This is a genomic window from Streptomyces sp. RPT161 (assembly GCF_027533845.1).
Lineage (GTDB): Bacteria > Actinomycetota > Actinomycetes > Streptomycetales > Streptomycetaceae > Streptantibioticus_A > Streptantibioticus_A silvisoli_A.
On sequence record NZ_JAPZVN010000005.1, the window covers coordinates 166,959 to 180,778 of the forward strand.

Here is a 13,820-nt window from a genome sequence, read left to right on the forward strand (position 1 = left end):
GCAGGGGGATGTGCGATGAGCAGGCCGATCAGAGGTCAGGTCGTGGTGGTCACCGGTGCGGCACGCGGGGTCGGCGCGTCGCTGGCCCGGAAGCTGGCGGCGCGCGGTGCGCGGTTGGCGCTGGTCGGGCTGGAGCCCGCCGAACTTGCCGAGGTCGCCGGTGACTTGGGGCCGGAAGGCGCCGCGTGGGAGGCGGACGTCACCGACGGCGAGACGATGGCCCGGGTGGCAGCCGAGATCGTCGCCCGCTACGGCCGGGTGGACACCGTGGTGGCCAACGCGGGGATCGCCACCGGGGGGCCGTTCCTGGACGCGGATCCGGTGTCGTTCGACCGGGTCATCGAGGTGAACCTGCTGGGCAGTGTCGCCACGGCGCGGGCCTTCCTGCCCGCGCTGGTGGCCTCGCGCGGCTACTACCTGCAGATAGCGTCGCTGGCGGCGCTGTCCCCGGCGCCGATGATGGCCGCGTACTGCGCCAGCAAGGCGGGCGCCGAGGCGTTCGCCCACAGCCTGCGGGCCGAAGTGGCCCACCAGGGCGTCAGGGTGGGAGTCGGCTATCTGAGCTGGACGGACACCGACATGGTGCGCGGCGCTGATCAGGACGCGGTACTACGGGAGTTGCGGGCGAGGCTCCCGTGGCCGCTGAACCGCACGTATCCGCTCGGCCCGGCCGTCGACCGCATCGCCGCCGGCGTGGAACGCCGCGCCCCGCATGTGTACGGCCAGTGGTGGCTACGCGGAATGCAGGCGGTACGGGGGTATCTTCCGGGGCTGGTGGCGACGGTGGGCCAACGCGAAGTGCGGCGCGCCGAGGAGCAGTTGCGCGCCGTACCGCAGCCCCGCCGCGGCCTGGTCGGCCCCGGCGGCCAGGCCGACGAGACACATCGCGCCCGGCACTGAACCGCGCTTCGCCGGACGGCCGCTGTCTGGTGGCGTCCGCCGCGACCCCGCGGGTCCACGCCGTGGCGGCTTGGGGTGGAGACACGAAAAGCGCTACAACTCGGGCCCCGGAGCGCAGGATTCCTTGGCAGTGAGTGAAGGGTCGGTAAATCCTTCGCGAAGCTCAGACCAACCAGCGGAAAAATCTCCAGGCGCGGAGATGAAACCGTGATGTTACGCGCGGTGACAGTTCCGGGATGCGGGCGAGGGGCGGGCGTGCTTCGCTGGAGTCGTGGGGATGCGCGAGCGGGTCCGCGAGAAGGTCGCCGAAGTTATGCGTCGGCGGCCGGCGAGGTGTGCGCGGGGAGCGGATCCGGCGGTGGAGGACCGCGAGGTCCGCGAAGCCGGTGAGAGGTACCCGGAGCAGGAGGTGCTGGACGACCTCCAGGACCGGTTCGACTGCTGAGTCGTATACGGAGAAGGGCGCGTCCCCCCACGGGCGCGCCCTTCCCCCCTTTCTGATTCCGCCCTGCCGGAATCAGCCGGATCGTCGGGCCGGCGGCCGCAGGCCCGGCGCTGGTACGAGACGGGCTGTCGCCACCACGACCGCACGCGATCGCTGACGCGGGTAGGCGACCGCGTGCGGGGTCCGTGGCTGACGCACCGTCATATCCCGTAGCGGCCGGGAGGCTTGGCCCCCACGGGAATCCGGCGACACGCACTCTGCCGCACCGCCATGACGGCCCGCTGACTGCTGGCTGACGCGACCCTGACACGCTGCGTAGCCGCCGGGCCGTGTTGAGGGCGTGTCGCGATCCGCACCGACACCATGCTTGGCGGAAAAGACGAGGTTTTCACCGCATCCCCACAAGGCAGGATGGTGCCGGATGGCTGACCTCATCCGGTGGGGACGCATATGACGACAGAAGCTGTGTACTTCGGCCTGCTCGGGCCGCTGGACATTCGGTATGCCGCGCGGCAGATCCCGCTCGGGGCCGGGCGCCAGCGATCCGTGCTGGCGTTGTTGCTGCTGCAGACCAATCAGGAGGTGACCGTTGAGAGTTTAATCAAGCGACTCTGGGACGGGGAACCCCCTGGCGGCGCACGCAACGCCGTGCAGGCCTACGTGGCACGGCTGCGCCGGACGCTGCGCGAGGCCACCGGTACCGACCAGCTGATCCGCAGCGGACCGGGCGGATACGCGCTCACCGCTCCCGACGACACCGTCGACCTCACCCGCTTCCGCTCCCTGACCGCGACCGCCGAGCGCGCCCTGGTCCGCGGTGAACTCGCCCTGGCAGCCCGCAACTTCACCGAGTCGCTGAGCCTGTGGCGGGGTGCGGCGCTGCAGGACGTGCCGTGCGAGACGCTGCAGCGCGACGAGGCGCCCGCGCTGGAGGACGAGCGGCTGCACGTCGTGGAGCGGCTGTGCGACCTGGACCTGATGCAGGGCGCCGCCGCCAACGCGCTGTCGGTGCTGCGCGGGGTGGTCGCCGAACGCCCGCTGCGCGAACGCCCGTGGTGTCAGCTGATCACGGCGCTGTACCAGTGCGGTCGCCGCGCCGAGGCGCTCACCGCGTACCACGACGTCGCCCAGCTCCTCTACGCCGAACTGGCCGTTGAGCCTGGCCCCGATCTACGCGCAGTGCACCAGTGCCTGCTGGACGACGTGGACATCGAGTGGCCGCCGCCGCGCGACCGAATGCCCCAGGTCCGCCCAGCCGCCCAGGCCCCCTGGGCCGAGCCGCGGCAACTGCCCTGCGGCCCCGCCGAGTTAGCGGGCCGGGAGGCGACCGAGGGGCAGGCCGTCCGGTTGCTCAGCACTCCCACGGCGGCCGGGACGGTACCGGTGGTGGTGCTCACCGGAGCGCCCGGCTGCGGCAAGACCGCCCTGGCGGTACGGGTCGCGCACCGGCTGGCCGCCAGGTTCCCGGACGGGCAGATGTTCCTGCCGCTCACCGCGCCGGACGGCTCGCCGCGCGACCCGGACGACCTGCTCGCCGACGCGCTGCACGCCACCGGGCTGCCCACCGGCGACGGCCAGGGCTGTGTACCGCCCGGCTCGACGGCCCGCTCCTCGCTGCTGCGGGCCCGGCTGGCCGGGCGCCGGGTGCTGCTGGTCCTGGACGACGCCGGAGACCCGGCGCAGGTCACCCCGCTGCTGCCGGGCGAGCCGGGCTGCGCGGTGCTGGTCACCGCGCGCACCGAACTGTCCGAACTGACCGCCTTCCACGGCGCCCACCGGATGCCGCTGGACTGCCTGGAACCGGACGGCGCACTGGACCTGCTGGCCCAGATCGTCGGCCGCGACCGGGTCGCCACCGAACCCGAGGCGGCCGCCGAACTCGCCGCCGAGTGCGGCCATCTGCCGCTCGCCCTGTGCGCCGCCGCGGCCAATCTGGCGAGCCACCGCTTCTCGTCCTTCCGCAGCTACGCCAACCGGCTGCGGGCCGGCGACCGGCTCACCCTGCTCTCGCTGGGCGGTGGCGGCTGCGCGGTGCGCAGCGCCTTCGAGCACTCCTACCGGGCCCTGCCCGCCCCCGCCCGGCGGCTGTTCCGGCTGCTGGGGGCCGCCGACCTGCCGGAGACCGGCATCGAGGCGGTCGCCGCGCTCGCCGACCTGCCGGTGGAGGAGGTCACCGGACACGCCCAGCGGCTGTCCGCCGCCCATCTGGTCATCGAGAGCGCGCACGGCCGACTGCGGCTGCCCGGACTGCTGCGCGACTACGCGGCCGAGCGGGCCCGCACCGAGGACGACCCGGCGCAGCTGCGGGCCGCCCGCGCCCGGCTGGTGTGCTGGTACGCCTCACGCACCGCCGCCGCGGTGCGCGCCTGCCTGACCGTGCCGCGCAGAGCCTCCGCGCTGTTCAGCGGATCCCAACAGGCGGGTGAGTGGCTGGAGTCGGAGGCCGTGAACCTCACCGCGCTGGCCCGCTGGACCGACGGCCAGGGACCGCAGGACGCCGCCGTGCTGTTTCCCGAGGGGTCGCTGTGCCGCTCCCCGGACGCGGGCTCCGACGGCGCGGCGTGAACTACCGCGGTGGCAGCGGCGGACGGCTGCGGTCGGGACGCCCGGAGAGGTCCGGCGGGGTGGCCGGCGGATGCTTCTCCAGCAGGTCCAGCGCGGTGCGCACGGCCACCGCCAGCTGCGAGGAGCGGCCCTCGGCCCAGTCCAGCGGAGTGCGCAGCGCCTCGATGTCCGGGGCGACGCCGCCGTTCTCGATCCCCCAGCCGTACCCGTCGAACCAGGCGGCGTTCATCGGCACGGTGATCACCGTGCCGTCGATCAGCCGGTGGCGGCCGGTCATGCCGACCACTCCGCCCCAGGTGCGGGTGCCGACCACCGGTCCGAGGGCCAGCTGCTTGAAAGCGGCGGTGATCATGTCGCCGTCGGAGGAGGTCGCCTCGTCGGCGAGTGCCACGATCGGTCCGCGCGGGGCGTTGCTGGCGTAGCTCACCGGCTGGGCGCCCCGGGTCAGGTCCCAGCCGAGGATCTTGCGGGTCAGCTTCTCGATCACCAACTCGCTGATGTTGCCGCCCGCGTTGCCCCGTACGTCCACGATCAGCGCGGGCCGGGAGACCTCCATCCGCAGGTCGCGGTTGAACTGCGCCCAGCCGGAGCCGCCCATGTCCGGGATGTGCAGATAGCCGCACCGGCCGCCGCTCAACTCCCGTACCACCGCACGGCGTTTGGCCACCCAGTCCTGGTAGCGCAGGGGACGCTCGTCGATCAGCGGCGCCACCGCGACCCGGCGGGACGGCCCGTCGGATCCCCGCGGCGGGGCGAACGTCAGCTCCACGGTGGTTCCGCCCGCCCCCGCCAGCAGCGGATAGGGGCCGGTCAGCGGGTCCACCGGGCGACCGTCGACATGGGTGAGCACCGCGCCCTCGCGCACCCCGGTACCGGCCAGCGGTGACCGCGCCTTGGAGTCCGAGGACTCACCCGGCAGGATCCGCCGGACCGACCACGAACCGTCCTTGTCGTGCTGGAAGTTGGCGCCCAGCAGCCCCATCGGCCGCTGGTAGTGCGGCGGTCCCTCGTTGCGCCGGGCGGCGGTGCAGTACGCGTGCGAGGTGCCGAGCTCACCGAGGATCTCCCGCAGCAGATCGGCGAACTCCTCGGGGGACGCGACCCGTTCGACCAGCGGGCGGTACTGGTCGAGCACCGCGGGCCAGTCGATGCCGCACATGTCGGGCGCCCAGAAGTAGTCCCGGATGATCCGCCCGGCCTCCTGGTACGCCTGCCGCCACTCGGCGGCCGGGTTCACCTCGTGCAGGATGCGGCGCATGTCGAGCAGGACCGTCGAGTCGTCGTCACCCCGCTCGTACGCCGGGACGACGGCGAGGTCACCGTCGTCGTAGACCACGAGACGGCGGCCGTCGCCGCTGACCGCGTACCAGTCCATGTGCCGCAGCAACTCGGTGCGCCGGGTCCGGAACAGGTCGAAGTACTCCAACGTCGGCCGCGGCGACGGGTCGGCGGGGTTGGCGAAGGTCTCGCCCAGCGCACCGGAGATCGGCCAGCGCAGCCAGACCAGTCCGCCGCGCACCGGGGAGAGCGAGGAGTACTTCGACGCCGCGACCGGGAACGGCGTCACCCGGTTCGGCAGCCCCTCCGCCTCCACCACGACCGGCCCCTCGGTGCCGTCGACCGCGTCCAGGCCGCCGGTGATCGGCCGCCCCTCGACCGGCAGCGCGAACGGCGACGGCGTCGCGGAGTTGAGCGGGACCAGGTAGGGGCGGCAGCCCAGCGGGAAGGACAGGTCGCCGGTGTGCACGTCGTATACCGGGTCGAAGCCGCGCCAGGACAGGAACGCCAGATAGCGGCCGTCCCGGGTGAAGACCGGACCCTCGTCCTCGAAGCGGCCGTTGGTGACGTCGATGATGGTGCCGCTCGTCAGGTTGGCGATCCTGATCTGCCGCAGCGTACGGCCGATGCCCGGGTGCGACCAGGCCAGCCAGGCCGAGTCGGGCGAGAACGCCAGGTCGCGCACCGGCCCGTTGTCGGAGCGCACCAGCTCCACCACGGTCCCCGCTGGCACGGTGCGCGGCGGCTCCTCGGGCGGCAGCGTGTCGTCCACGTCCGTGCTGGTGCCACGGGGCTCGGCGGCGCCGGTCGCCACCAGCAGCAGCCGTCCGTCGTGCGAGGCGACGGCGAGGACGGCGCCGTCCGGAGAGGCCACCAGCTCGTGCACCCTCCCCAACTCGCCCTGCGCCAGCCGCCGTTCCTGGGTGTCCACCGGCGGCCGGGCCGGTTCCTCGGCGTCGGCCGCGGTGCCGTCGGCGGACGGGTCCGGGGGGTCCGCGGGGGCGGCGCGCTCCGCGGCGTGGCGGGCGATGTCGTCCGCTTTCGCGGTGTCGTTCGCGCCGGGCGCGGTGCGTGAGGGGGCGGCGCGCTCGCGGCTGCCCGTGCCGAGGGGCTCGTCGAACGCCTCCGGGCTGGTCGGGACCGCGCCGGTGATCCCGGAGACGGCGGCGAAGCGGACCGCGCGGCCGGGCAGGTCGGCGATCCCGATGGCGTCCTCGCCGCCCGTGTCCGAGACGAACGCCACCCGCCCGGTGCCGCCCAGCATCACCGGCAGCCGCACCCGGGAGCCGGGCCGGTCGACGATGGTGCGTGCCGGGCCGTCCCGGTGGGTGAGCCAGTACAGGCTGCCGCGTACGCACACCGCGCTGGCCCGCCCGGTGGTGTCGCACGCCAGCCCGGTGAGGTGGGCGGCGGCCGGGACCTGGTACGGGCGGCGGCCGTTGCGCGCGCCGCCCAGCCGTACGTCCAGGCGGCGCGGCGTCCCCGCGGGATCGGCGAGGTCCTCGGCCAGCCACAGCCTGCCCGCGCACTGGTAGACCACCCGCCGGCCGTCGGTCGACGCGTTGCGGGCGTAGAACCGCGCGTGGTCGGTGTGCCGCCGCAGGTCGGAGCCGTCCGGCAGGCACGAGTACAGGTTGCCCACGCCCTCGTGGTCGGAGAGGAAGGCGATCCGCCCGGCCACGAACATGGGGCAGTCCAGGTGTCCGTGCAGTTCCGGCAGCAGCCGGGCGCCCTGGAGCCACAGCCGCCCCGTCGCGCCGCCCCGGTACCGCTTCCAGGACGCCGGTTCGTGCGGGGGAGTGCCGTTCAGGATCAGGGTGAGGTGCTCGCCGTCCAGGTCGGCGACCGCGATGTCGGAGACCTGCCCCCATGGGAGCCGTCTGCCGGGCGAGCCGTCCGTGGTGATCGCGTAGGCCCAGGAGAAGTGCGAGAACGGCTGCCCGTGCGAGGAGACGGCCAGGATCCGCCCGTCCGGTGTCCAGGAGCACACCCGGGCGTCCGGGCTGCCCCAGTACGTCAGCCGGCGCGCCGGTCCGCCGTCCACCGGCACCAGGTGCACCTCGGGGTCCAGGCTGCGCCAGGTGGTGAACGCGATGGTGGAGCCGTCCGGGGAGAACCGGGGGTGCCCCAGCCGGGTGCGGTCCGCGGTGATCCGCCAGGCCCGTTCCGGGACGTCCCCGGCGGCGGGCAACGGCGCCACCCACAGGTCGTCCTCGGCGACGAAGCACAGCAGGTCGCCGTGCAGGTGGGGGAACCTGATATATGCGTCGTCCATCACGACTGTCACGTTTTCCATGGTTCTGGGAGGGATTGCGGAGGGCAACTTTTGGCGCCGGTCATGGGCCGTGCACCATGGGGGAGACGGTCTGAAGGAGCACGGTCGGGGCAGGAGCGGGAGCGGGCAGTGGTGGAGGTCCACGGGACGGTGGCGGACGGCTTCGAGCCGGTCCGGGAGGCGTTCCGAGAGGGGTTCGAGCGGCGCGGGGAGCGGGGGGCGGCGGTGGCCGTCCACCTGGGCGGCCGTCTGGTGGTCGATCTGTGGGCCGGTGCCGCGCGGGCCGACGAGCCCGAGGGGCCGCGGTGGGAGGGCGACACCGCGCAGATCATCCGCTCCGCGGGCAAGGGCCCGGCCGCCGCCTGCCTGCTTCTGCTGCACCAGCGCGGCCAACTGGACCTCGACGCGCCGGTGGGCAGCTACTGGCCGGAGTTCAAGGCGGCGGGCAAGGAGCGCGCCCTGGTGCGCCATCTGCTCACCCACCGCGTCGGGGTGCCCGCGCTGGACACCCCGCTCACCGTCGCCCAGGCCCTGGACGGGATCAGCGGGCCGCGCGCGGTCGCCGCCCAGCGCCCGCAGTGGGAGCCGGGCAGCGAGCACGGCTACCACGCGCAGACGTTCAGCTGGCTGCTGGGCGAACTGGTGCTACGGGCCACCGGCCGCACCCTCGGCCAGTGGTTCGCCCAGGAGATCGGCCGCCCGCTCGGCCTCGACCTGTGGTTCGGCCTGCCGCCGCGGCAGGCGGCACGGGTCGGCCGGATCGCCGCCGTACCGGCCCCGTCCGCACCGGCCGCGGCGGGTCTGCGCACCCGGCCGAAACGATCCGTCGCCGAGGCGTACGCCGACCCCGAGTCGCTGACCCGGCGCGCCTTCGAGGCGATATCCGCCCCTGTGGACGAGAACGAACCGGCGTACCAGGCAGGCGAGTTGGCGGCCTCCAACGCGATCGCCACCGCCCGCTCGCTCTCCCGCTGCTACGCGGCGCTGGCCACCGGCGTGGACGGCGGACGACCGCTGTTCACCCCGGCGACGCTGACCGCCGCCCGGTCCCCGGAGTCCGACGGCCCGGACCGGGTGCTGGTGGTCAACACCCGGTTCGGTCACGGCTTCATGCTGCACGGCCCGTCCTGCCCGCTGCTGGCCCCCGGCTCCTTCGGCCACCCCGGGCGCGGCGGTTCGCTGGGCTTCGCCGACCCCGAGTCGGGCATCGCCTTCGGCTACGTCACAGGCGGCCTGCAGAAGTCGGTGACCGCGGACCCGCGGGCGCAGGCCCTGGTACGGGCGTTGCGCTCCTGCCTGCGCTGAGTCCACGGCGATGCGCCGGGTACGGGGTGCTGGTCCCCGGCGCGGGCCAGGGCATCGGCGCGGCCCTCGCCCGCCATGGCGCGGCCGAGGGCGCCGCGGTCCCGGTGGCCGGCCGCAACCCGGACCGGGCGGAGCGGACCGCCGCCACGTCGGCGGTGTGGCGTACGGCTGCGACGTGAGGGACGAGTAGGCGGTAACGGCCGCCGTGGCGTTGGCGGTTGAACGCTTCGGCTCACTCGACGTCCTGCGCCGCCGAGGCGCTGCGCCGGGCGGCGGAGCAGGGTGCCCGCTGGGCCGGGTCGGCACCCCGGAGGGCATCGCCGCGGCCGTCGCCTACCCCGCCTCGGCGGACGCCTCCTGGGTCACCGGGTGACGCTGCCGGTCGAAGGCGGGCCGCTGGTGGGCACCCTCGGCATGAACCGCTCGTTCCGCGAGGGTCCGGGGGCCGAGTCTCCCGGAAACGCGGAGGTGCCCCCGGCGGAGTGGATCAGCTCGCGGACAGCAGTGCCGCCACGATCTTCCCCGCGAACTTGTAGCCCTCGCCGGTGTTCGGCACCACCGCCGCCGCGGCGACATCGTCGCGGTAGGCCAGGAACCAGCTGTTGGGCTTGGTCTGGCCGTCCACCTCCGCGGTGCCGGTCTTGGCGCCCACGTCACCGCCGAGCTGGCCCACGGTCGGCGCGGCGGTGCCCTGCCGGGCGGTGAGCACCATCATCGAACGCAGCGCGGCGTCGACCGACGCGGGCAACTGCTGCGGCGCCTGCGCGATCTGCCGGTTGTCCACCGAGGTGGGAACGATGACCGGCTGGTGGAACGCCCCGGACTTGGCGGTGGCCGCCACCGACGCCATGTCCAGCGGGCTCACCTGGACCTGGCCCTGGCCGATCATGGTCATCGCCTTCTCCGAGCCGGTGCCCACCGGCACCTTGCCGTCCCAGGAGGGCACGCCCGTCGACCAGTTGAGGCCGAGACCGAACACGTCGTGCGCCTCGTTCTCCACCGCGCCGTCCGGCAGCACGTTCGCCGTGGAGATGAAGGCGGTGTTGCAGGAGGCCGCGAAGTCCTGGGCGAAGGTGGCCTTGTCGATCTGCATGCCCTCCACGTTGTGGAAGCTGCGGCCGCCGTACGAGATGGTCTTCGGGCAGTCCAGCGGCGTACCGGGGGTGACCTTGCCGGTGGTCAGCAGGGTGGACGCGGTGATCACCTTGAAGGTGGAGCCGGGCGCGTAGGTGCCCAGCAGCGCCTTGTCGTAGCCGCCCGCCGGGTTGTTGGCGACGGCGAGTATGTCGCCGGTGCTCGGCTGGATCGCCACCACCGCGGCGTCCGGGCCCTGGGTGGTGACCGACTTCTCCGCCTGCGCCTGGAGGGTGGCGTCGATGGTGGTCCTCAGCGGCTTGCCCGGCTTGCCCTGGGAGAGCGGGTGCAGCGAGGCGCCCGGCTTGCCGTCGGCGCCCTTGATCCGGATGTCCATCCCCGGGGTGCCCTGCATCGTGCTGCCGTAGCGGGTCTGCAGTTCGCTGAGGATTCCGGCCAGCGACGGGTACTTGGCGGCGGTCAGCGCCGTGCCGTTGCGGTCGACGGCGGTGAGCGGCGGCGGAGTGCTGGACGGGGCGGCCTCCAGGCCCTGGCCCGAGGTCAGCTTGGGGTTGAGCACCGCGGGCGCCCACTTGACGACCGGCTTTCCGGAGGCGTCCCGCACCACGGTCAGTGCCGAGTCGTAGTCCCACGCGGAGTCCTGCCCGTCGTAGGAGACTCCGGCGCGCACCGAGAACGGGACGCGGGTGCCGGTGGCCGGCTTGTCCGCCAGCGTCAACCTGCTGACGTGCAGATCACTTCGATAGGAGGTCAGCTGGGCGGTCGCCTGCGTGCTGTCGTCGGTCAGCGCGGCGGCCTTGGCGACGTCGCCGGAGGCCCAGGCGGCCAGGAAGTCGTGCGCGGTGCTCCGCACTTCGGCCGCCGACGGGGGAGCGGTCACCTTCGGTACCGGCGAGGCGTCGGCCGTCGGCTTGCTGGACACGCTGTGAAACAGGTCGTACCCGCCGAACCCGACCGCCGCGAGCACCACCGCGATCGCACCACCGATCACGACGCCCTTCGTCGCTCCCTGCACCTGACCCTCCCCAACTCGTCGCCTCCGCACCAACCGTCGAGGAGCGTGACGCGGGGGCACTCTATGACACAGATGTGTCCATGGGGTCAAGATTCCACAACCGGACGCAATCACTCAGTCACGCTTGGGCCGTAACCTCTCGAATCGCCCATGTCCGGCAGACCGCTTGAAACCCTCAGATCCAGGTGTCCAACCACATCCTCGCCCGCCACGCGTCCATCGGGATCGTCATGCCGGTGTAGAGCGGGAAGAAGTAGATGAAGTTCCAGATGATCAGCAGCACCAGTGTGCCCGCGCCCACCGCGCCCCACATGCGGCGCCGTTCGGTCGCCCCTGCCGGACCCAGCAGCGCGCCCACCATCATGGCCACCGCCAGGCACAGGAACGGCACGAACACCACCGCGTAGAACAGGAAGATGGTCCGCTCCTGGTAGTTGAACCACGGCAGGTACCCGGCCGCCACCCCGCACAGGACCGCGCCCGCCCGCCAGTCGCGCCGCAGCGCCCAGCGGAACAGCAGGAAGAGCAGCGCGAAACAGGCCGCCCACCACAGCAGCGGGGTGCCCAGCGCCAGCACCTCACGGGCACAACCACCGGGCGCCGTACAGCCGTTCTGGCCGAGCTTGGGCGACTCGTAGAAGTACGACACCGGGCGGCCCAGCACCAACCAGCTCCACGGGTTGGACTGGTAGGTGTGCGGCTGCGTCAGATGGATGTTGAAGTCGTACACCTGGTGCTGGTAGTGCCACAGCGAGCGCAGCGGCGCCGGGATCCACGACCAGGTGCCGCCGCGGCCGTCCGCCCAGTGCCTGAAGTAGCCGTTGCCGGTGGCGAACCAGCCGGTCCACGAGGCGAGATAGGTGGCCAGCGCCACCGGCACCAACGAGCAGAACGCCGGGACGGCGTCGCGGCGCAGCATCGCCCGGTACGGGTGCCGGGCGCCCGCCACCCGGCGCGCACCCGTGTCCCACAGCACCGCCATGATCCCGAACGCCACCAGGTACGGCGCGCCGTTCCACTTCGTCGCGCAGGCCAGGCCGAGCAGTACGCCCGCGGCGATCCGCCACGGCCGCCAGCCGAGCCGGGTGCCCAAGGCGACCGCGCCGTTCGGGCGGCCGTCCGCGGGCAGCGCGGCCGCCAGCCGCGCGCGGGCGGCGTCCCGGTCGATCAGCAGCGCGCCGAACGCGGCCAGCACCCAGAACATCGCGATCAGGTCGAGCAGCGAGGTGCGGCTCATCACGAACTGCAGTCCGTCCACCGCCATCAGCCCACCGGCCAGGCAGCCGAGCGCGGTGGAGCGCAGCAGCCGCCGACCGATCCGGCACAGCATGAACACCGACACCGTGCCGAGCACCGCGACCGAGAAGCGCCAGCCGAACGGTGTCAGCCCGAAGAGCCACTCGCCGAGCGCGATCACCCACTTGCCCATCGGCGGATGCACCACGTACGACGGGTCCAGGCCCAGCGGGATGCGCTGCGGATGGCCGAGGATCAACTGGTTGGCGTTGTCCGGCCAGGCGCCCTCGTAGCCGTGCTGCAGCAGCGCCCACGCGTCCTTGGCGTAGTACGTCTCGTCGAATATCACCGCGCGCGGGCTGCCCAGGTGCCAGAAGCGCAGGGCGCCCGCCAGCAGTGCGACGAGCAGTGGCCCGGCCCAGCCGGACCAGCGGGCCAGCCGGTCGGCCAGCGCCGGGGTGAGTCCGATGGCCTGCCAGAGCCTGGTCCCGGGGGCGGGGAACGGGTCGATCAGCCGCTCCCGGGCGGACCGCTGCCCGCTCCCGGCGTACCCGAACCGCCGCAGGCGTCGCGCCCACGGACTCGGCGCCTCGGGCGCGGGACTCGCGCCCGGGGGCGGTGCGGCGTCTGTCGCGGTGTCACTGCTCACCGAGCCATCGTAGGGAAGCCCCCTGGGGAAATCGCCCTCCCGCCCACCCGTGTGGCCGTGCGGGTAGGGGAGACTGGGGCGCGTGAGCGGAACACTCGTACTGGCCGGAACCCCCATCGGCGACCCGGAGGACGCGCCGCCGCGGCTCGCCGCGGAACTGGCGTCGGCCGATGTGATCGCCGCCGAGGACACCCGGCGGCTGCGCCGGCTGACCGCCGCGCTGGGGGTCACCCCGGCCGGGCGGATCGTCTCGTACTTCGAGGGCAACGAGACCGCCCGCACCCCGGAACTCGTCGACGCCCTCGCCGAGGGCAGCCGCGTGCTGCTGGTCACCGACGCCGGAATGCCGTCCGTCTCCGACCCTGGCTACCGCCTGGTGGCCGCCGCCGTGGAGCGCGACATCCGGGTCACCGCGGTACCCGGACCGTCGGCCGTACTGACCGCGCTGGCGCTGTCCGGTCTGCCGGTGGACCGGTTCTGCTTCGAGGGCTTCCTGCCGCGCAAGTCCGGTGAGCGGCTGTCCCGGCTGCGCGAGGTCGCGGACGAGCGCCGCACGCTGGTGTACTTCGAGGCCCCGCACCGGCTGGCCGACACCCTCACCGCGATGGCCGAGGCGTTCGGGGCGGACCGCCGCGCCGCCGTCTGCCGCGAGCTGACCAAGACCTACGAGGAGGTCAGGCGCGGCCCGCTGAAGGATCTGGCCGCCTGGGCCGCCGACGGCGTACGCGGCGAGATCACCGTCGTCGTCGCGGGCGCCCCGGCCCCGTCCCCGCAGGAACTCGACCCCGCGGAACTGGCTCGCCGGGTCGCCGTACGCGAGTCCGCCGGCGAGGCCCGCAAGGCCGCCATCGCCGCCGTCGCCACCGAGGCCTCAGTGCCGAAGCGACAGGTGTTCGACGCCGTGGTGGCCGCGAAAACCGCCCGCTGACCAGCACTCACGTCAGCGCGTCACAAGTCGCGGTAAAGGTCTAACGTGGACGGGTAAAGGGGCTGAGCCCTATCGGCGGCACAGCCCACAATCACCCCAAATCTGGCTCAAGAGACGGGAACCACTACT

10 protein-coding genes are annotated in these 13,820 nt (G+C 73.3%); 7 read left to right on the forward strand and 3 right to left on the reverse strand.

Annotated features, from left to right (window positions below; translation table 11 throughout):
* The first annotated feature begins 15 nt into the window (after positions 1–15).
* From O5O46_RS13960 to O5O46_RS13970, 3 genes are all read left to right on the forward strand, one after another.
* Positions 16–900 carry an SDR family oxidoreductase gene (locus tag O5O46_RS13960; protein WP_269855706.1) on the forward strand — a complete coding sequence of 295 codons (885 nt, stop codon included), beginning with the start codon at positions 16–18 and terminating at the stop codon, positions 898–900.
* A gap of 277 nt (positions 901–1,177) precedes the next feature.
* Positions 1,178–1,345 (forward strand): hypothetical protein, encoded by a 168-nt coding sequence (locus tag O5O46_RS13965; RefSeq protein WP_269855707.1) that lies wholly within the window; start codon positions 1,178–1,180, stop codon positions 1,343–1,345.
* Between the two features lie 450 nt (positions 1,346–1,795).
* Positions 1,796–3,910 (forward strand): AfsR/SARP family transcriptional regulator, encoded by a 2,115-nt coding sequence (locus tag O5O46_RS13970; RefSeq protein ID WP_269855708.1) that lies wholly within the window; start codon positions 1,796–1,798, stop codon positions 3,908–3,910.
* Between the two features lies 1 nt (position 3,911).
* Here the strand turns inward: O5O46_RS13970 and O5O46_RS13975 are convergent, their stop codons facing one another.
* On the reverse strand, positions 3,912–7,463 hold the full coding sequence (locus tag O5O46_RS13975; protein WP_269855839.1) for a S41 family peptidase: 3,552 nt from the start codon (positions 7,461–7,463) through the stop codon (positions 3,912–3,914).
* Positions 7,464–7,592: 129 nt separating this feature from the next.
* Here O5O46_RS13975 and O5O46_RS13980 point away from each other — a divergent pair, with 129 nt between their 5' ends.
* Genes O5O46_RS13980 through O5O46_RS35330 form a run of 3 tightly spaced genes read left to right on the forward strand, consistent with a single transcriptional unit; the run spans position 7,593 to position 9,141 of the window.
* Positions 7,593–8,768, forward strand: coding sequence for a serine hydrolase domain-containing protein (locus O5O46_RS13980; protein WP_269855709.1), 1,176 nt, complete (start codon positions 7,593–7,595; stop codon positions 8,766–8,768).
* A 26-nt stretch (positions 8,769–8,794) separates the two neighbouring features.
* A complete protein-coding gene (locus tag O5O46_RS35325; RefSeq protein WP_333482371.1) occupies positions 8,795–8,947 on the forward strand; it encodes an SDR family NAD(P)-dependent oxidoreductase in 153 nt (50 codons plus the stop codon).
* Positions 8,948–8,973: 26 nt separating this feature from the next.
* Positions 8,974–9,141 (forward strand): hypothetical protein, encoded by a 168-nt coding sequence (locus O5O46_RS35330; RefSeq protein WP_333482372.1) that lies wholly within the window; start codon positions 8,974–8,976, stop codon positions 9,139–9,141.
* Positions 9,142–9,255: 114 nt separating this feature from the next.
* Here O5O46_RS35330 and O5O46_RS13990 read toward each other — a convergent pair whose 3' ends face one another.
* The gene (locus O5O46_RS13990) at positions 9,256–10,878 is read right to left on the reverse strand and encodes a penicillin-binding transpeptidase domain-containing protein (RefSeq protein WP_269855710.1); all 1,623 of its coding nucleotides are present in this window, start codon (positions 10,876–10,878) and stop codon (positions 9,256–9,258) included.
* Between the two features lie 175 nt (positions 10,879–11,053).
* Positions 11,054–12,763: a dolichyl-phosphate-mannose--protein mannosyltransferase gene (locus O5O46_RS13995; RefSeq protein ID WP_269855711.1), complete on the reverse strand. Its 1,710-nt coding sequence runs from the start codon at positions 12,761–12,763 to the stop codon at positions 11,054–11,056.
* A gap of 82 nt (positions 12,764–12,845) precedes the next feature.
* Here O5O46_RS13995 and rsmI point away from each other — a divergent pair, with 82 nt between their 5' ends.
* Positions 12,846–13,691, forward strand: coding sequence for a 16S rRNA (cytidine(1402)-2'-O)-methyltransferase (gene rsmI, locus O5O46_RS14000; RefSeq protein WP_269855712.1), 846 nt, complete (start codon positions 12,846–12,848; stop codon positions 13,689–13,691).
* Positions 13,692–13,820: the final 129 nt, after the last annotated feature.

Coding starts and splice junctions, on each gene's coding strand:
- O5O46_RS13960 (WP_269855706.1), top strand. CDS start 16: ATGAGCAGGCCGATCAGAGGTCAGGTCGTGGTGGTCACCGGTGCGGCA.
- O5O46_RS13965 (WP_269855707.1), top strand. CDS start 1,178: ATGCGCGAGCGGGTCCGCGAGAAGGTCGCCGAAGTTATGCGTCGGCGG.
- O5O46_RS13970 (WP_269855708.1), top strand. CDS start 1,796: ATGACGACAGAAGCTGTGTACTTCGGCCTGCTCGGGCCGCTGGACATT.
- O5O46_RS13975 (WP_269855839.1), bottom strand. CDS start 7,463: ATGGACGACGCATATATCAGGTTCCCCCACCTGCACGGCGACCTGCTG.